Genomic DNA, 17,923 nt, shown 5'->3' with positions numbered 1-17,923 from the left:
GCTTGGCGCTGCGGCGGACGCATAGGGGGAGAGAAGTGTCACCTATGTATCCGGTTCAAAGTGTTACCCATCTATCGGCTGGACAGTTAACCGTGTGCCTCGGCGCCCTTGCCTGCAGGGCTGGTGATTGGCGAAACCTTCGGCGCCGGCAACCTTTCTCCCTTACGGGGAGAAATGCCCGGCAGGCCAATGAGCGGCAGCGCTGGCGCCGACAGTATCGCCTTCCCAGTTACCGCGTCCGCGATTTCAGCGGCAGCCTGCTTGCGCCGTCTCGTATGCAGTGCGGCGCGCCGTCAGGCGAAACGGCATGTCGCCGAGTTCGCGCTCCGACATGGTGTCGAGCACGGGATGCGACAGCGGATCGGTCACCCAATTGAGGACATCCCCGTCATGGCGCCGCCGCGTGTAGCCGGCGGCAAAGACTTTGAGCAATGATACGATCGTCACTATCCTCGCCTCCTCGGTCTGACTGTCCCGCTAGAATCTGCCCTGTCTCGCCGTCTTTCAATTGAGATTTCGGCCGCCCCGGTTTAGAAAAACTGGAATGGCTATGCTGAACCGCGTCCATCTCAACGGCCTGCGCGCCGTCGAAACCGTCGCCCGCCTCGGCTCGCTGGCGGCCGCTGCCGGCGAGCTCAACGTATCCGTCAGCGCCGTCAGCCAGCAGATCAACCGCACCGAAAAGCAGCTTGGACAGGCGCTGTTCGAACGAACGGCGAGCGGGCTGGTGCTGACCGAGTTCGGCACGGTTTTTTCCGCCCGGCTGGGCGCCGGTTTTCGCGAGCTGGCGCAGGCGGTGGCGCTGGCCGACGAGGCAAGCCAATGCACGCTGGTGGTTTCGGTGGCGCCGGCCTTCGCCTCGAAATGGCTGCTGCCGCGATTGTCGCGGCATTTCGACCGCCATCCCAACGTGCTGCTGCGCATCGACGCCTCGGTGCGCCTCGCCGATCTCGAGCGCTCCGACATCGACATCGCCATCCGGCTTGGCGACGGCAAATGGCCGGGCGGCCGGGCGGAACTTTTGTTGGCGCAGGAAGTCTTTCCGGTCTGCGCGCCGGTGATCGCCAAGAAACTGAAGTCGATCGAAGACCTGGCGCAGACCTGCGCCATCACCGACGAGCGGGCGATGATCAACTGGGAGAGCTGGTTCAAGGCTGCCGGGGCCGAGCCGGTCACTTTTCGCAAGGGCGCGCGCTTCACCGACCCGATGTTGTGCCTGGAATCGGCAATCGCCGGCCACGGCGTCATGCTCGGCTGGCAATTGCTGGCCGCCGATGCGCTGGCCGACGGCCGCCTCGTCGCGCCTTTCGGCGTGCGGGCGCAGAGCGGCCTCGGCTACTGGCTGGTGACCTCGGCCACCAAGACCGAAAGCCGCAAGGTGCGCGATTTCAAGATCTGGATCAGCGAAGAGATCGCGGCGACCGTGGCGCAGTTCAGCGCGCTGGAAAGCGCTGCCTAGGGCTGTCCGTCGCGACGGTGCTGGAAAGCACAGCCGCGCCGATCTATGTTGGAAGCTTCACCCCCAAGACCAAGACAGGCAGGATCATGACCACACATTCGCGCGGCGTTTCCGCAACGATCGACCCGGTGAAGCTTGACAGGCTGGCGGAAGTCGCCATCAAGGTCGGGCTGCAATTGCAGCCGGGGCAGGATCTGGTGCTGACCTCGTCGATCGCAGCCCTGCCGCTGACCAGGCGCATCGTCGAGCACGCTTACAAGGCGGGCGCCGGGCTGGTAACGCCGATCTTCAACGATGACGAGATCACGCTGGCGCGCTTCCGCTACGGGGCGGATGCCGGCTTCGACCGCGCCGCCGGCTGGATGTATGAAGGCATGGCGAAGGCCTTTTCCAACAATGCGGCGCGGCTTGCCGTGCGCGGCGAGGACCCGTCGCTGTTGTCGGCGCAGGACCCGGCGAAAGTGGCGCGCGCCAACAAGGCGAACTCGATGGCCTACCAGCCGGCGCTGGAAAAGATCACCGGCTTCGACATCAACTGGAACATCGTCGCCTACCCGGATCTCGCCTGGGCAAAACAGGTCTTCCCCGGCGATGCCGACGATGTCGCCGTGGTCAAGCTTGCCGATGCGATCTTTTCGGCATCACGGGTCGATGTGGAAGACCCGATCGCAAACTGGACGGCGCACAATGCAGCGCTGCGCGGCCGCACAAAGTGGCTGAACGAGCACAATTTCCATGATCTGCATTTCAGCGGCCCGGGCACCGACCTCACCGTCGGGCTGGCCGACGGCCATGAATGGATGGGCGGCGCCTCGACTGCCAAGAACGGCGTCACCTGCAACCCGAACATCCCGACCGAGGAGGTCTTCACCACGCCGCATGCACGGCGCGTCTCCGGCCGTGTATCCTCGACCAAGCCGCTGTCCTACCAGGGCACGCTGATCGACGATATCTCGGTGCGTTTCGAAGAGGGCAGGATCGTCGAGGCCAAGGCTTCGAAGGGCGAGGACGTGCTGAAGAAAGTGCTCGACACCGACGAGGGTTCGCGCCGGCTCGGCGAGGTGGCGCTGGTGCCGCATTCCTCGCCGATCTCGGCCAGCGGCCTGCTGTTCTTCAACACGCTGTTCGACGAGAACGCCGCCTGCCACATCGCGCTCGGGCAGTGCTATTCAAAATGCTTCGTCGACGGCGCCTCGCTCACCCAGGACGAAATCGCCCAGCGCGGCGGCAACAAGAGTTTTATCCACATCGACTGGATGATCGGCTCCGACAAGATCGACATAGACGGCGTGCACAAGGATGGCCGCAAGGTGCCGGTGATGCGCAAGGGTGAGTGGGCGTAAGCTCGCGGAGGGCGGATGGGTTTCGACCTGACGGTCAAGCGAATTTACGAAGCACCCGCGCCCGATGACGGGCAGCGGGTGCTGGTCGATCGCATCTGGCCGCGCGGCATCAGCAAGGAGGATGCCGCGCTGACGCTGTGGCTGAAGGAGATCGCGCCGAGCAATGAATTGCGGAGGTGGTTCGGACATGAGCCGGCGCGATGGGCGGAGTTTCAGGTGCGGTATTCGGTCGAGCTGGATGGGAATAGAGAAGCGGTGGCGAAACTGCGTGGCTTGCTCGGAAAGGCCAAGGTGACGCTGCTTTATGGCGCACATGACGAGGCGCATAACAATGCGGTGGCGTTGGCGGGGTATTTGCGCTGGACGGGTTGAGAGACAGCGAACCGCTGCATACGCCGCAAGCGAAAGCCTTCACAATTAGCGATCGCCCTCCACGCGTTCGTCCATCCTCGGGTCTGCGCTGCGTCGCTTCGCTCCTTGCTTCGCCCTAGGATGACGAAGCGAGGCTACGCTACTTCACCACCCCTTCATAAGCCTCCGGCTTGAACCCCACCAAAATCTCATCCCCGACCTCGAGCACCGGGCGCTTGATCATCGTCGGGTTGGCCAGCATCAGCTTCCTGGCCTTCTTCTCGTCGAGCCCTTGCTTGTGCTTGTCGGGCAGTTCGCGGAAGGTCGTGCTGCCCTTGTTGAGCAGCTTTTCCCAGCCAACCTTGCCGATCCATCCATCCAGTCTGCCCACCTCTATCCCCTCGGCCCGGTAGTCGTGAAAACGGTAAGGCACATCGTGGCCCTCCAGCCAGGTGCGCGCCTTCCTGATCGTGTCGCAGGTGGTGATGCCGTACATGGTGATCGTCAAAACGCACTTCCCTTGGGCTGGTGGTCGAATCCGCCGGACAGCCTAAAACCGTCCTTCCCGCTTTGCCAGCACCCCGGTCACATCAGCCCATTTTTAGGGCTTGCCAATACTAAGGAATTTTCCTAAGTATCTTTCTATACCCGTCGACGGACCTCAGGATCGCCCATGCCAAGCCTCCTCGCCCCAACTACAAGTCTCCCGCAGATCGACGGCATCTTCCGCGCGCTGGCTGACCCGACGCGGCGGCGCGTGGTCGAGCGGCTGAACCGCAGTCCCGCCTCGGTCAGCGAGTTGGCGCAGCCTTTCGAGATGGCGCTGCCTTCCTTCATCGAGCATCTGAAAGTGCTGGAAGGCTGCGGTCTGGTGCGATCGGAAAAAATCGGCCGCACCAGGACCTATCAGCTGGCGCCCGAACCGCTGCAGCTCGCCCAAAACTGGCTGGCCGAACAGCGCACGCTGTGGGAGCGCCGACTCGATCAATTCGACGCCTATGTGATGAGCCTCAAGGAGCAAGAAAAGTGAGCTATCCCTTCAAGCCCGACCCCAGACTGGACCTTGTGCTGGAGCGCAAGCTCGACGCGCCGCGCGAACTCTTGTGGAGCGCGATGACGGTGCCGGAGCATGTCAAGCAATGGTTCACGCCCAAGCCCTGGCTGATCACCGATTGCGAGATCGACCTTCGTCCGGGCGGACTGTTCCGGACGCGCATGCAATCGCCCGACGGCAAGGAGGTCAACGACCGCCATTGCTGCTATCTCGAGATCGTGCCGAACGAGCGGCTGGTGTGGACCGATGCGCTGCTGCCGGGCTATCGGCCCTCCGGCGAGCCCTTCATCACCGCAGTCATTTCGCTTCAGTCGGATGACAAGGGCACGCGCTACACGGCAACGGCCATCCATCGCGACGAGGCTACCCGCAACAATCATGAAGAGATGGGGTTCTTCGACGGCTGGGGCACGGTGGCCGATCAGTTGGCGCAGTATGTGAAGACCATTTGAGCTTTCCCACTGCGGCCAGGACTTTGTCCCGGCCGCCTGGTTTTTGGGTCGTGCAGCGAAGCGCGCCGGAACCCGACGGCACCCGGGCTCAGTAGTAGAAGCGCTCTTCTGTGATCTTGCCGTTCTTGACCGTGTACAGGCCAACCTCGTCCATGGTGACCCGTTCGCCGGTGGCCTTGGGAGTTATGTCGAACTTGAAGCGCACCGCGAACTGGTCGCCGTTGACATAGGGGCCTTCGACAGAGCCGCCATGGACTTCGTGGTTCGCTTGCCACCATTCGCCCTTTTGCCTGAGAGCCTCCTTGCCACAGGCAATGGCCATCGGCCCCTCCATCGCTTCGAGGCTGACGATATCATCGGCATTGTACTTTTCACCAGCACCCAGGTGATCCCCCTGCTGGAGCATTTCGGTGAAATCCTTGGCAACATCCGCGATGGTCATGTGTGTTCCTCCTGTTCAGACTGGTTTGAAGTAGGGAAGCGCTTGCCGGCCCGCCACCTTTACCCGCACGACAGCTGACAAGGTGTGTCAGGACGATGATATAGCGCGGCTATGTGACGACGATTGCGGCGGCGTCGGACAGCGACTTCGGTTGCAGACAAAAGCCAATTCCGCAATGCTGGGTGCATGTGCAACCTCTACAACATCACGACGACGCAAGAGGCGGTCCGCCAATGGACCCGCACATTGCGCGATATCAGCGGCAACCTCGAACCTTCGCTTGATGTCTATCCCAATCAACCTGGGCTTGTCGTTCGCAACAGGACGGATGGGGAGCGTGAACTGGCGAAACTGCTTTGGGGTTTGCCAACGCCGCCCGAGCGCATGAAAGGTAAGGCCGACTACGGCACCACCAACGTTCGCAATCCGCAATATTCGCACTGGCAGCAATATGTGGGGGTCGAGCACAGATGTGTCGTGCCGGTGACCAGCTTTGCCGAGCCCAGCCCTGCGGCGAACGATAAAGACCCGGAAACAGGAATCCAGCGAAATTACTGGTTTGCCCGTGGCGAGAGCCGGCCGCTGTTCTTCTTCGCTGGTTTCTGGACGTCTTGGCAGGGCGTGCGAAAGGTCAAGGACGGTCCCGGCGACTTCGAGCTATACGCCTTCATGACCACCAAGCCTAATGCTCTCATCGCGCCGATCCACGAGAAGGCTATGCCCGTGATCCTCACCACGCCGGAGGAAACCGAGGCTTGGCTGACGGCGCCATGGTCGGAAGCACGGCATTTGCAGCGGACGGCGCCCAACGACGCGTTGGTGATCGTTGAGAAGCCAGCCACACAGATCAAGTTCCCACCACAGGCCCCGGCCCAAGGGTCTCTGTTTTAACCCGGAATCGGCTCTCCTCAATCTTCGTCTCGCCAGATTACCCGCCGAACCATGCGGATTTCGACAAGACGTCTGACGCGAATTTTAAGGCGTTCAGCAGCGCTTGGCAGAATGATGCCGGCATCGAGTTCACGACCTTTGCAGCGCTCGCACCGCATGTGCCGCTCCACATCCCAAAAGGGGATATCACCAACCAGCTTTGCGAGATCGCCAGGCAGATAGTGTCGAGTGATGTTGCAGTTCCGACATCGAACACGAATTAGCTGCCCGACTTCATGCGCCAAGCAGAGGGTTTGCACATTACGGCGCGGTCGGGTGCTTAGTTCGGGCATCCCGCAAAGTAGGAATATGTTCCTTTACGAGTCAATTCACACTTAATTCCACCTTGGCGATCTTCACAGCAGGTTAAATCCAACCGTCGATGAAGGGATTGGGTTGGATCAGCTTGGCAGCATAGGGCAGTTGGCACCACGGCGCAGGCTGATATGCGCCACGTCGCCGACGCTGAATTGAAAGCCCTCGGCCTGGCGCGGCGCATCGATCACCACCGGCAATCCCTGCCCCAGCTCAGCATGCAGCCGCAGCGTGCGGCCGTGGAAGACGATGGAGTTGACGCGCGCCGGCGCGGTGCCGGCGGCGGCATCGGTGGTGGCCAGCAAGTCCTCGGGGCGAACGCCGATGGTGCGCTCAGTGCCTTCGCCGGGTGTGTCGCCGGTTTCAGATGTTGCTTCCAGCGAAAGCCCGCCAGCGGCGAAGCGCAGGCGGTCGCCGTCGCGGCCGATGAAGCGCGATTGCAAGAGGTTCATGGTGCCGATGAAGCTTGCGACGAATTTCGTCGCCGGCCGGTCGTAAAGCGTAGCCGGCGGCGCGATCTGCTCGATGCGGCCCTTGTTCATGACGACGATGCGGTCGGAGATCGACAGCGCTTCGGTCTGGTCGTGGGTGACCATGACGAAGGTGGTGCCGAGCCGCGACTGCAGCCGCTTCAGTTCGACCTGCATCTGTTCGCGCAGATGCGCATCGAGCGCCGACAGCGGTTCATCGAGCAGCAGAACGCGCGGCTCGCAGACTATGGCGCGGGCGAGCGCGACGCGCTGGCGCTGGCCACCCGACAGTTCGGAAACGCGGGCGCCGAGCTTGTCGGCGAGGCCGACCATATCGAGGGCTTCGCGGACGCGCTTTGCCTGCTCGGCGCCGGACAGTTTGCGCAGCGACAGGCCGAAGCCGACATTCTCGGCGACGTTCATATGCGGGAACAGCGCATAATCCTGGAACACGGTGTTGACGGGACGGTCGAACGGCCTGAGCGCGGTGATGTCGCGACCATCGAGCAGCACCTTGCCGCTCGACGGGCTCTCGAAACCGGCAATGACGCGCAGGCTGGTGGTCTTGCCGCAGCCCGAGGGCCCGAGCAGGGTGATGAACTCGCCGCTGATAATGTCGAGATCGACGGCGTCGAGCCCGACAATGCCGCCGGGGAAAACCTTCGAGACCGTGTCCAGGCGTACCAGCGCATCAGGCGCCATCGCGAACCTCGGACGGCTTGGTGGTGTTGACCCAGAGGATCTGGCAAGGCTCGGTGCCGGGATTGCGGAAGGCGTGCAGAAGCGTGCTCTTGAAGGCAAAGGAGTCGCCGCTCTTCAGCACGTATTTTGTCGAGTCCACCACCAGTTCGACCTCGCCCGACAGGACATAGCCGAACTCGTGACCGATATGCGCGTAGGCTTCCGCCGTGCCGCCATCGGCTTCCACGGTCACCAAGAGGCCGGTCAGCGCCGCGCCCGGCGGCGACAGCAGCGCCTTGGCGATGCCTTCCGACTTGACCGGGAGCTGCCGCCTTTTGTCGGCGCGCACGCAATAGAGATCGTTGGCGGCTTCGTTGCCGTCGGTGATCAGCGCCGAAGGCTCGATGTCGAGCGCGGCCGCAAGCGGCCAGATCACCTTGACGCGCAGCGAAGACAGGCCGCGCTCGATCTGGCTCAGCGCACCGATGGAGACGCCGGCTTTTGCTGCCAGCTCGGCCAGCGACAAATTGCGCTCCAGCCGCAGCGCCCGCACGCGCCGGCCGACGCGGATGTCGGCGTCGGCCTTTGGTTTCGCTTCGTCAAGCATGTCCATCAGTTGGTCCTTGTTGCAGTCTTTGGCGCGGCGGCAAGACCCGCGGGCTTCAGGAGATTAGTCACAATTACCTGCCGTCGGCGCTGCCCCTCATTGTCCTGCCGGACCTTTCTCCCTGTATAGTGACGGGGAGAAAGCGGCTGGTCGCAAACTCGGCGCCATTTTCTGCAACGTTTTGCGATTGGCGAAATCGCTGGTGATATCCCCCCTCTCCCCGTCACTATACGGGGAGAGGATGCCGGCAGGCAGGTGAGGGCAGCGCAACCGTCGGCGATGGATCCCTCACCCGCCCGCCTTCACTTTCTCGAACATCTTCGCCACATCGTCGTTCTGCTTCATCGGGCCGGTGAAGATGGTGGTCTTCAGCATCACCTCCGGGTCCGCCGGCAATTGCAGCTTGTCCAGTTCGTCCTTCGCCACGCCGGCGAAGGCGGTGCTCAGCGAGCTGCCATAGCCGTAGGCCTGGATCAGGTACTTACCCGAGTCGGCGTCGAGCCGGCTGTTGATGAAGTCATAGGCGAGGTCGACGTTTTTGGCGTCCTTGAGCATCACGAAGCCGCAGGCCCAGGTCAGCATGCCCTCCTTCGGCTTCATGAACTCGACCGGCACGCCCTGCTTCTTCAGCGAGGTTGCCGACGCGTTCCAGGTCATGGCGGCGACCAGCTGGCCGCTGGCCAGCGCCTGTTCGACCGAGGTCATGTCGGTGGTGTAGTTGGAGAGCAGGGGACGCTGCTCGCGCAACTTTTCCGCCACCTTGTCCATCTGCTCGGGCGTCATGTCGAAGGGGTTTACGCCGGCCAGAAGTGCGGCAACGATCGGGGTGTCATGCACGGCATCGATGGTCGCCATGCGGCCGGCATATTGCTTGTCCCACAGAAGGTTCCAGCTCGCTTCCGGGTTCTTCACCAGATCGGTGCGGTAGAGGATCGAGGTGTTGCCCCAGTCCCACGGCACCATCCAGACCTTGCCGTCGCCGGCCTGGATGTCGGGCAGGTTCTTGAACACCGGGAAGATCGAATCCCAGTTCTTGATGCGCTTGGTATCGATCGGCTGCAGCAGGCCTTCCTTGTTCCAGCGCGCCACCTTGTCGTAGCAGGGATGGGCGATATCGGGGCGGAAGCCGGCCTTGACCTTGGTGAAGGCATCATCGTCGTCGCCGAAGATCGAGGCCTCGACGCCATCGGGATGGGCCGTCAGGAAGCTCTTGTTGAAGTCTGGCAGTTCATAGCCGGACCAAGTGAAATATTGCAGCTTGTCGGCGGCGAAGGCGACAGTCGACGACAGGACGATTGCAAGCGCGGCAAGCCCGGTGCGGGCTGTCTTTGCAGTGATCGATTTCGGGCCAGTGATCGATTTCAGCCCAGTAATTGATTTCGGGTCGAATGCCATTTCGGTTCTCCTCTTTTGTTATGATTCAGGCTGGACTGGTGGGCGCCGTCCGACGGGCTGTGCTCAGCCCGCGATGGCGCAGGATTTCGGCGATGCCGGCGATGATGACGGACACAGCAAGGATAGCTGTCCCCAGCGCCATCACGGTCGGCAGCGAGCGAGGAAAACGCAGTTGGCTCCAGATGTAGAGCGGCAGCGTCGGCTCGGTGCCGGCGAGGAAGAAGACGACGATGAACTCGTCGAAGGAAATCAGAAAGGCCAGCATGAAGGCCGAGACGATGGCCGGCAGCGAGAGCGGCAACATCACCCGCCGGAAGGTCGTCCAGTCGGAAGCGCCGAGATCGAGTGCGGCCTCGCGAATGGTTTTCGGAACTGCGGCAAACCGGCTGCGCATGATCACCACGGTGGTCGGCAGCGCCACCAGTATGTGGCCGAGAACGATGGCGATGCGCGACGGGCCGAGGCCGATGAGATTGACGAGGATCAGCAACGATATGCCGACGATGACGCCGGGGATCAGGATCGGCAGCCTGGAGATGGCGCTGATGGTGGCGGCGAGCGGCGAACGACCGTAGAGGTCCATATAGGAGACGGTGATGCCGCAGAGCGTGGCGCCGGCGGCGGCCACGACGCCAATGACGAGACTGTTCAAAAGCGCGCCGGACAGCGCCGGATTGCCATAGAGCGTGGCATACCATTCGAGCGTGAAGCCCTGCAGCGGAAACGCGGCCTGGATGGAGTTGTTGAAGGAAAACAGCGGGATCAACAGCACCGGCAGATAGAGGAAGACGAGATAGGCAAGCACATAGACGCCGAGCCAGCCGCGGCCATCATCTCTCCGCGCCGCGCTCATGTGCGGCTGCCGAATTTGCGGTCGGCGCCGCGTGCGACCAGCACCACGCAGAGGATGACCAGCATCACGCAGACTGAAAGTGCCGCCCCGAACGGCCAGTCATTGGCCTTGCCGAACTGCGACTGGATCAATGTGCCGATCATGGTGCTGGCGGGACCGCCGACCATGGCCGGGGTGACATAGTCGCCGACCGTCGGCACAAAGACGACGAGGGCGGCCGCCAGAACGCCCGGCATCGAATTGGGCAAGACGACGCGGCGAAACGCCGTGAACGGTCTGGCGCCGAGATCGGAGGCGGCTTCGAGCAGTGATTTCGGGATGGTGTCCAGCGCCACATAGATCGGCAGGATGGCGAAGGGCGCATAGGCATGCGCCAGCGTGACGACCACCGCCGCCGGCGTGTTGAGGAAGGCCAGCGTCGGCTCCGACCAGATGCCGCTTTCGATCAGCGCCGAGTTCAAGACGCCGTTGTAGGCGAGCACGATCTTCCAGGCGAAGACGCGCAGGAGATAGCTGGTCCAGAACGGCAGGGTCACCAGAAACAAAAGCAGGCTGCGGCGGCGGCCGGCATGGAAGGCGAGATAGTAGCCGACGGGATAGGCGGTGACGACGGTCGCCAGCGTCACCAGGCCGGCGATCACCAGCGAGCGCAGCGTCACTGTCCAGTAGAGCGGATCGGAGACCACGGTGATGAAGTTGCCTGCCGTAAAGCCGGCGCCGAGCAGCGAACCGTCATTGCCGCGAAGTGAGAGGAACAGCACGAGGCCGAGGGCGAACAGGATCAGGAGGACGGTGACCAGCCCGCCCGGCAGCAACATGGCGAAGCGGAAGCCCCGGGCGGAGCCTGCTGGCGCTTCAGACGCAACGACGGTCGACATCGGGCTACTCGACAGAAATATGAAATCGACTTAACTTTTTTCATATTTGTGAAACTGTCAAGTTGAATCAACGCTCGAACGCGTCCAGCATCCGGTACCAGGCGATGGTCGCGGCGACGCCGACCTGGCGGAAGGCGTGGAACGGGATCGGCCGGACCGGCGACAGCGGGAACGGCAATTGATTGACATCGCCGCCCGCGAGGTAGCCCGCCATGCGTTTTCCCAGCGCGGTCATCAGGCCGACGCCCCTGCCCTGGCAACCAACCACGGCGAGCAGACCCTTTTCCGGCTCATGGATGTGCGGCAGGTGATCCGGTGTCATCGCCACGCGGCCGAACCAGCGCTTCTCGATGACGACATCGGAGAGCGCCGGATAGAGCCGCACCAGCGCGCGCTGCAGATGCGCCCAGTCGGCCTCGCTCCTCGGCCGCGCCTTGCGGCCGCGGCCGCCAAGCACCAGATGGCCGTCGGCTGTTTTGCGGTAGTAGACGAGAATGCGCCTGGAGTCGGACACCGCCTGCCCTTCCGGCAGGATCGTCGCCGCAAGGTTGGATGACAGCGGCGCGGTGGCGACCTGGAAGGAATGCAGCGGCACGATCGTTTCGGCGAGGCCCGGAAGCAGTCCATCGGTATAGGCGTTCGTCGCCAGGACAACCGCTTTCGCCCGCACCTCGGCGCCGTTTTCGGTTGAAACACGCCAAAGGCCGGCCTCCTTGCGGAGTTTCACCACCTTCTGCCGCTCGGCAATGCTGGCGCCGGCGGCGGCAGCGATGCGCGCCAGTTCCACTGTATAGGCGAGCGGATCGATGATGCCGGCGCGGCGGTCGAGCCAGCCGCCGAGATAGCCTTGCGCGCCGGTCATATCGGCGATCTCGCTTTCATTCAGAAGCCGGACATGGGCGCCACGCGCCCGCCATTGACGATCCCTGTTCGCCGCCGCTTTCAATGCGGTTTCGGTATGCGCGGCCTGGATCCAGCCATTGCGCGTGAACGGCACCGCCAGCTTTTCGTCTTGGATGAGATCGAACACCGTATCCGCCGTCGAGGCGGCGAAATCGACCAGCGCTTGGCCACGCTCGAGGCCGAAATGCTCGAGCAGCCATTCGGGATCATATTTCAGGCCGGGAATGACCTGGCCGCCATTGAGGCCCGAGGCGCCCTGGCCGATCTCGCCAGCCTCCAGCACCTGTACACCGAGACCGAGCCGGGCTGCGTGCAAGGCGGTCGACAGGCCCATGAAGCCGCCGCCGACGATGGCAACGTCGACCGGCGCAGTGAGGAGCAACTGGAAGGCGGATGCGGTCTGCGGCTTCTGCCAGATCGGAACGGAAAACGGTGCGGGCAAGGCTTCACCTGGAGTATGCGGAAAATGAAAATTCTAGTGCCAGTTTCATTTTTTTGAAAGAGCGGGCCTCATGTCAGAACCGACAATTGCCTGCGCCACGGGATAGACCTTTGGCGTGAATCCGGTGAAAGTGCAGCGGCCCAGCTGCCATCTCGATCATCAAAGGACCGTAAGCCATGACGAACCCAACGCAGCTTCCCGCCGACGGGCTCTTCATCGGCCGAGCCAGGGCAAGCGATGCCTCGCATCCTCTGGTGGTCACCGTGCGCGACGGGATCGTTTTCGACGTCACCTCGACCACCGCACCCACAGTGCGCGACATCTGCGAGATGGCCGATCCGGCCGGACACGTGCGCTCTGCCAAGGGCGAACCGATCGGCTCGCTCGACGCGATCGCCGCCAACAGTTTTCAGGCCACCCGCGATCCGGCAAAACCCTATCTGCTCTCGCCTGTCGACCTGCAGGCGGTGAAGGCGTCGGGCGTGACCTTCGTGGTCAGCCTGCTCGAACGCGTCATCGAGGAGCAGGCGCGCGGCTCGGCGGAACAGGCCGACGCCATCCGCGCCGACATTGCCGGGCTGATCGGCCACGATCTGTCCAAGCTGAAGCCCGGCTCGCCTGAGGCGATGGAGATCAAGGCCAAGCTCATCCAGCGCGGCGCCTGGTCGCAATATCTGGAAGTCGGCATCGGCCCCGACGCCGAGATCTTCACCAAATGCCAGCCGATGGCGTCCGTCGGCTTCGGCGCCGATGTCGGGCTGCATCCTGTCTCCACCTGGAACAACCCCGAGCCGGAGATCGCCATGATCGCCGCCAGCACCGGCAAGATCGTCGGCGCGACCATCGGCAACGACGTCAATCTGCGCGACGTCGAGGGACGCTCGGCGCTGCTGCTCGGCAAGGCCAAGGACAACAATGCCTCGGCCTCGCTTGGGCCCTTCATCCGGTTGTTCGACGCAAGCTTTTCCATCGACGATGTCAAGCGCGCCACTGTGCGGCTGAAGGTCGAGGGCGAGGACGGGTTTTCGCTGGAGGGCGCGAGCTCGATGGCCGAGATCAGCCGTTCGCCCGAAGAACTGGTCGCGGCCGCCATGGGGCCGCACCACCAGTATCCCGACGGCTTGGCGCTTTATCTCGGCACCATGTTCGTGCCGTCGAAGGATCGCGGCGAGAAGGGCAAGGGATTCACCCACAAGATCGGCGACATCGTCACCATCTCGTCGGAGAAATTCGGCGCGCTGGTGAACCGCGTGCTTCTGTCGCCCGATTGCCCGCACTGGACCTACGGCGCCAGCCATCTCATGCGGGACCTCGCCAAGGCCGACCTGATCTGATTTCGGAGCAGCGGGACGAACGGATAGCCGATAAACGTTCGCATCCGGTCCCTGTAAGCCGTTTGTTAGCGGAATCCGGGTGACTGTATCGGAAATTCGCTCCAGGATCGGGGCGCGGTCTGTGGGGGCCGAATCGCATGCTCGGTTTGCCGATGATATCGGTGCGCAATCTCGCCATGCGTTATGGCGGCGTTGTCGCGCTCAGGGATATGAACCTGTCTGTCGGACAGGGGACCATCCATGCTGTCGTCGGTGAAAGCGGCGCCGGAAAGTCGACGCTGGTGAAGGTGCTTGCCGGCGTGCTCCGGCCCAACAGCGGCACCATCCGCGTCGGCGACCAGATCGTCACCGTCGACAGCCCGATCGCTGCACGCAAGCACAGCTTCGGCGTCGTCCACCAGGGGCTCGGCCTGTTTGCCGACCGCTCGGTGCTGGCCAATCTGTTCGTCAATCGCGAGCCGTTGCGCAATGGCTTCGTCTCCAGGCGCGAAATGGAGGCACGCAGCCGCACCTTGCTTCGGCAACTCAAGCTCGACGTCGATGTCCACGCTCCTGTGGGACAACTCGGCATGGGCGAACGGCATTATGTCGAACTCGGCCGCGCAATTCTGGAAGGCCCGAGGCTGCTGATCCTCGATGAACCGAATTCTGCGCTCGACCGGCGCCAGACCGAGCACCTGTTCACCGTACTAAGTGACCTCAAGGCCAAGGGCACGAGCGTGCTCTATGTCTCGCACCGGCTGGAGGACGTGTTAGCGATCGCAGACCAGGTCACCGTGATGCGCAACGGCCGTGACGTGCTGACAAGTGAGCGCTCGGCGTTGAGCGAAGCCGATGTGATCGACGCCATGATCGGCCAGCAGCGCGGCAGCCTGTTCCCGCCTGCACTGCCGGCCAATGCCAGCACGATAAGGCCGCGGATCACGGTGGAGGGTCTGAGCGGCGGCCGGATTTCCGGCGTCAGCTTCACCGCCCGCTCCGGCGAGATCCTCGGCTTGGCCGGGCTTGAGGGGTCGGGCGTTGAAGACCTGTTCGAGATGCTGTTTGGCCTGCGCGAGGCGCAAAGCGGCAGGGTGCGGCTCCTCGACGGCTACGGCTTGCCTGGAAATCCGACCGAAGCGGCGCGGCGCGGCATCGGCCTGGTGCCGGCCAACCGCCTGTGCAACGGCCTGATGCCCGACCGGTCGCTGGCCTTCAACATAGGCAACATCGCTACCGGCGCCCGCAACTGGGGGTCTCGCCGCTACTCGCCCAAGGCCGCGATCGCCGCCGCCGCAAGGCAGATCGATGCGCTGCGCATCAAGGGCCTGCCGGACGCGCCGGTGAATTCGCTGCTGGCCGGCGATCAGCAGAAGATCGTAATCGCCAAATGGCTGGAGACGGCGCCGCAAGTGCTGCTCCTAGACAATCCGGCTGGCGGTATCGAGGCGGCTGCCAAGCGCAAGATCTATGCGCTGATCCGGCAGATGGCGGCCAATGGCTGTATCGTTTTGCTGCGTTCGGTCGAGCCGTCCGAACTGACAAACCTCAGCAACCGCGTCCTTGTCTTCCACCGCGGCCGGGTCGCCGGCGAGCTGTCCGGCGCCGAGATGAAGCGAAGGACAGTGCTGCAACTGACCACCACCGGCGAGATGCCGGAGGCGGAGCGGCCGAAAAAGAAACTCGTGGGAGCCATGGCATGACACGATTGGATCCCATGCTACAGCTTGCCGGTTCGGCTGCCCACCCGAAGCGCAGCCTTCGCCTGCCCGTCGAACTCAGGCCGCTCATCGGGCTCGTTGTCCTTGTGGCGATTACAGGCTTTGCCCGGCCGGATTTCCTCGACGAGGCCAATGTGCTGTCGTTGCTGGAAACCGCTGCGTATCCCGGCATGCTGGCGATCGGCATGGTGTTCGTGCTCGCACTCCGCGAGATCGACCTTTCCGTCGGCTGGATATTCCATCTCGCGGCCCTTCTCACCGCATTCCTTCTGGCCGCCGGCATCGACCCGTGGCTTGCCGCCCTTGCCGGCGTGCTGCTCGGCGCCGGGCTCGGCCTCGTCAACGGCCTGCTGGTGGTGGCGCTGCGACTGCCGGCCATCGTCGTTACGCTGGGCACCTTTGCAATGTTCCGGGGCCTGGCGGCGGTGGCCGTCAAGATGCAAGCGACAGCTCCGGCCAGCCCAGGCGGCGACTTCTTTGAGATCGTTCACGGCAAGCTGTTCGGCCTTGTGCCGACGGCTGTCTTTGTCTTCGTCACAATGGCGGTGGTGATGCACCTCGTGCTTCACCGCAGCCGCTTCGGCTACCGGATCCAGGCCGTCGGCAGCAATCCGCAGGCGGCGCTCTATGCCGGCATCCCGACAGGTGCTGTGCGGCTGCAGACGCTGGTGCTGATGGGCATCGTCTCGGGGCTGGCGGGCGCGCTGTGGCTTGGCTCTCCCGTTACCGACGTCGACCAAGGCGGCGGTTTCGTGCTGATGGCGATTGCCGCGGCGATCATCGGCGGCACCTCGCTTTCCGGCGGGCGCGGCACCGTCTTCGGTGCGGTGATCGGCATGCTGATCGTCCAGGTCATCTTGAGCGGCGTGACCCTGTTCGGCATCGACGCCGCATGGAGCCCCTTCGTGATCGGCGCGGTGATGGTGCTGGCGCTCGCGCTCGACCGGCTGGCCAAGGTGCTGCGCAACCGCCAGGCCGAGCGCTTTCAGGAAAATCCGCGCGCCTGAGTTTAAGCCCCGCCTGCTTGCCGGGAAATATCTCTATCTCTTGGTTGACGCAATTCCGGACGGAAAACCGTTTCACACTTTTCCTGGAATCGCCCTCTAACTGATGCGATCTGATGGGATCGATGATGGCGCGTTGCATCGCGCCACCATCCATTGGGCGGATGGAGGCTTGCCATCGGCCGCAAAAGAAGATGCTCTGCGCATCCGGGTCGGCGCTGGCAGGAGGAGAGGATCAAGGGCATGGCCCGGATCATCGCCGGACGTGGAGGTCGTTTTTCAACATGGGAGGAAAGCAAATGCTGACGAGGCTACGATTACTCGTGCTTGGCTTGATTGTGGCGCTGGCCGTTCCGGCGGCGGCACAGGCCAAGACGTTCTACTGGATTTCGCATGGCGGCCCGGCCGACCCGGTCTGGACCTACTTCCTGGCCGGCGCCAAGCAATGGGCGAAGGACACCGGCAACACCGTCAACACCTCGTTCCACAATGGCGACGTTGCCTCGCAGCAGGAGGCCGTGCGCGCCGCGATCTCGGCAAAGGCCGACGGCATCGTCACCACCAGCCCCGATCCGGGCAGCCTGATCGAAATCGCCAAGGAAGCCAACACGGCCAAGATCCCGATCATCAACTTCAACACGCCCGATCCCAAGGCAAGCTTCGACGCCTATGTCGGCGGCGACAACGTCACCTTCGGCAAGCACTGGGCGCAATATCTGGTCGACAAGGGCCTGGTGAAGAAGGGCGACTTCGTCTGGATGCCGGTCGAAATCCCCGGCGCCACCTACGGCGTCCAGGAAGAGGAAGGCATCAAGAGCGTCTTCGAACCGCTGGGGATCACCTATGAGATCACCGAAGCGACCCTCGACCAGGCCGAAGCCATCAACCGCATGGTCGACTATCTCACCGCCAACAAGGCCAAGGTCAAGGCAATCATCGGCCTCGGCGATCTGGTCACCGGCTCGATCAAGCGGGTGTTCGACCAGGCCGGCATCAAGCCGGGCGAAATTGCGGTCGTCGGCTGGGGCAACTCGCTCGACACCACCCAGGAAGTGCTGACCGGCTACGTCAATGCCGGCCAGTGGCAGGACCCGCAGGCGACCAGCTACGTCGCGCTGTCGCTGGCCAACATGGCGGCGTCAGGCATTCCTCCGGGCTTCAACGTCATCACCGGCGCGCTCTATGAAAAGGACACCGCGCAGGTCTACGACGACATCCTGTCGGGCAAATAACCCAGACCTTCAACAGTCGCGGCCGCAGCCGCGGTCGCGACTGTCTTTTCGCCGAGCCCTTCGCGTTGCGCGCTGGGC

General features: G+C 63.3%; 19 protein-coding genes. 10 read left to right on the top strand and 9 right to left on the bottom strand.

Annotation, left to right across the window (positions count from 1 at the left end; all coding sequences use genetic code 11):
- Positions 1 to 246 precede the first annotated feature (246 nt).
- Positions 247 to 447, bottom strand: a complete 201-nt coding sequence (locus NKI32_RS23615) for a hypothetical protein (protein WP_352511586.1) — start codon at positions 445 to 447, stop codon at positions 247 to 249.
- 97 nt (positions 448 to 544) lie between these two features.
- Between NKI32_RS23615 and NKI32_RS23610 the strand changes: the two genes are divergently transcribed.
- The 3 genes from NKI32_RS23610 to NKI32_RS23600 all read left to right on the top strand — a co-directional run bounded on the left by NKI32_RS23610 (position 545) and on the right by NKI32_RS23600 (position 3,174).
- On the top strand, positions 545 to 1,459 hold the full coding sequence (locus NKI32_RS23610; protein WP_352511584.1) for a LysR substrate-binding domain-containing protein: 915 nt from the start codon (positions 545 to 547) through the stop codon (positions 1,457 to 1,459).
- Positions 1,460 to 1,545: 86 nt separating this feature from the next.
- A complete protein-coding gene (locus NKI32_RS23605) occupies positions 1,546 to 2,802 on the top strand; it encodes an aminopeptidase (protein WP_023684389.1) in 1,257 nt (418 codons plus the stop codon).
- A 15-nt stretch (positions 2,803 to 2,817) separates the two neighbouring features.
- Entirely contained in the window at positions 2,818 to 3,174 is a 357-nt protein-coding gene (locus tag NKI32_RS23600) for a DUF488 domain-containing protein (RefSeq protein ID WP_352511582.1), read from the top strand.
- A 139-nt stretch (positions 3,175 to 3,313) separates the two neighbouring features.
- Here NKI32_RS23600 and NKI32_RS23595 read toward each other — a convergent pair whose 3' ends face one another.
- Positions 3,314 to 3,661: an ArsC family reductase gene (locus NKI32_RS23595; RefSeq protein WP_023687095.1), complete on the bottom strand. Its 348-nt coding sequence runs from the start codon at positions 3,659 to 3,661 to the stop codon at positions 3,314 to 3,316.
- 165 nt (positions 3,662 to 3,826) lie between these two features.
- On the opposite strand from NKI32_RS23595, the gene NKI32_RS23590 reads away from it, so the two are divergent.
- The gene (locus NKI32_RS23590; protein ID WP_353003820.1) at positions 3,827 to 4,183 is read left to right on the top strand and encodes an ArsR/SmtB family transcription factor; all 357 of its coding nucleotides are present in this window, start codon (positions 3,827 to 3,829) and stop codon (positions 4,181 to 4,183) included.
- Positions 4,180 to 4,659 carry an SRPBCC family protein gene (locus tag NKI32_RS23585; protein WP_023668501.1) on the top strand — a complete coding sequence of 160 codons (480 nt, stop codon included), beginning with the start codon at positions 4,180 to 4,182 and terminating at the stop codon, positions 4,657 to 4,659. The genes NKI32_RS23590 and NKI32_RS23585 overlap by 4 nt, the downstream gene beginning before the upstream one ends.
- An 88-nt stretch (positions 4,660 to 4,747) precedes the next feature.
- Here NKI32_RS23585 and NKI32_RS23580 read toward each other — a convergent pair whose 3' ends face one another.
- Positions 4,748 to 5,101, bottom strand: coding sequence for a SnoaL-like domain-containing protein (locus tag NKI32_RS23580; RefSeq protein WP_353003818.1), 354 nt, complete (start codon positions 5,099 to 5,101; stop codon positions 4,748 to 4,750).
- Positions 5,102 to 5,287: 186 nt separating this feature from the next.
- Here NKI32_RS23580 and NKI32_RS23575 point away from each other — a divergent pair, with 186 nt between their 5' ends.
- Positions 5,288 to 5,992 (top strand): SOS response-associated peptidase, encoded by a 705-nt coding sequence (locus tag NKI32_RS23575; RefSeq protein ID WP_023834823.1) that lies wholly within the window; start codon positions 5,288 to 5,290, stop codon positions 5,990 to 5,992.
- 440 nt (positions 5,993 to 6,432) lie between these two features.
- Here NKI32_RS23575 and NKI32_RS23570 read toward each other — a convergent pair whose 3' ends face one another.
- The 6 genes from NKI32_RS23570 to NKI32_RS23545 form a co-directional block, all read right to left on the bottom strand.
- A complete protein-coding gene (locus NKI32_RS23570; RefSeq protein ID WP_023687090.1) occupies positions 6,433 to 7,518 on the bottom strand; it encodes an ABC transporter ATP-binding protein in 1,086 nt (361 codons plus the stop codon).
- Positions 7,508 to 8,110 (bottom strand): helix-turn-helix domain-containing protein, encoded by a 603-nt coding sequence (locus tag NKI32_RS23565; protein ID WP_352498409.1) that lies wholly within the window; start codon positions 8,108 to 8,110, stop codon positions 7,508 to 7,510. The genes NKI32_RS23570 and NKI32_RS23565 overlap by 11 nt, the downstream gene beginning before the upstream one ends.
- A 282-nt stretch (positions 8,111 to 8,392) precedes the next feature.
- Positions 8,393 to 9,499 carry an ABC transporter substrate-binding protein gene (locus NKI32_RS23560; protein WP_023668506.1) on the bottom strand — a complete coding sequence of 369 codons (1,107 nt, stop codon included), beginning with the start codon at positions 9,497 to 9,499 and terminating at the stop codon, positions 8,393 to 8,395.
- 25 nt (positions 9,500 to 9,524) lie between these two features.
- Entirely contained in the window at positions 9,525 to 10,352 is an 828-nt protein-coding gene (locus tag NKI32_RS23555) for an ABC transporter permease (protein WP_502897979.1), read from the bottom strand.
- Positions 10,349 to 11,230 (bottom strand): ABC transporter permease, encoded by an 882-nt coding sequence (locus NKI32_RS23550; RefSeq protein ID WP_353003817.1) that lies wholly within the window; start codon positions 11,228 to 11,230, stop codon positions 10,349 to 10,351. The genes NKI32_RS23555 and NKI32_RS23550 overlap by 4 nt, the downstream gene beginning before the upstream one ends.
- 67 nt (positions 11,231 to 11,297) lie before the next feature.
- The gene (locus tag NKI32_RS23545; protein WP_353003815.1) at positions 11,298 to 12,575 is read right to left on the bottom strand and encodes an NAD(P)/FAD-dependent oxidoreductase; all 1,278 of its coding nucleotides are present in this window, start codon (positions 12,573 to 12,575) and stop codon (positions 11,298 to 11,300) included.
- 176 nt (positions 12,576 to 12,751) lie between these two features.
- Between NKI32_RS23545 and NKI32_RS23540 the strand changes: the two genes are divergently transcribed.
- The 4 genes from NKI32_RS23540 to NKI32_RS23525 all read left to right on the top strand — a co-directional run bounded on the left by NKI32_RS23540 (position 12,752) and on the right by NKI32_RS23525 (position 17,845).
- Complete coding sequence (locus tag NKI32_RS23540) at positions 12,752 to 13,909, top strand: fumarylacetoacetate hydrolase family protein (RefSeq protein WP_353003812.1); 1,158 nt, start codon at positions 12,752 to 12,754, stop codon at positions 13,907 to 13,909.
- 137 nt (positions 13,910 to 14,046) lie between these two features.
- Positions 14,047 to 15,591: a sugar ABC transporter ATP-binding protein gene (locus tag NKI32_RS23535; protein ID WP_353003810.1), complete on the top strand. Its 1,545-nt coding sequence runs from the start codon at positions 14,047 to 14,049 to the stop codon at positions 15,589 to 15,591.
- Entirely contained in the window at positions 15,588 to 16,616 is a 1,029-nt protein-coding gene (locus tag NKI32_RS23530; protein WP_352535418.1) for an ABC transporter permease, read from the top strand. Before NKI32_RS23535 ends, NKI32_RS23530 begins: the two co-directional genes overlap by 4 nt.
- 296 nt (positions 16,617 to 16,912) lie before the next feature.
- Entirely contained in the window at positions 16,913 to 17,845 is a 933-nt protein-coding gene (locus NKI32_RS23525) for a substrate-binding domain-containing protein (protein ID WP_353003808.1), read from the top strand.
- Positions 17,846 to 17,923: the final 78 nt, after the last annotated feature.

It is taken from the genome of Mesorhizobium sp. M0761 (assembly GCF_040320205.1).
GTDB lineage: Bacteria > Pseudomonadota > Alphaproteobacteria > Rhizobiales > Rhizobiaceae > Mesorhizobium.
The sequence above is the reverse complement of the archived record's forward strand: the minus strand, read 5'-3'. Positions and strand labels throughout refer to the sequence as shown.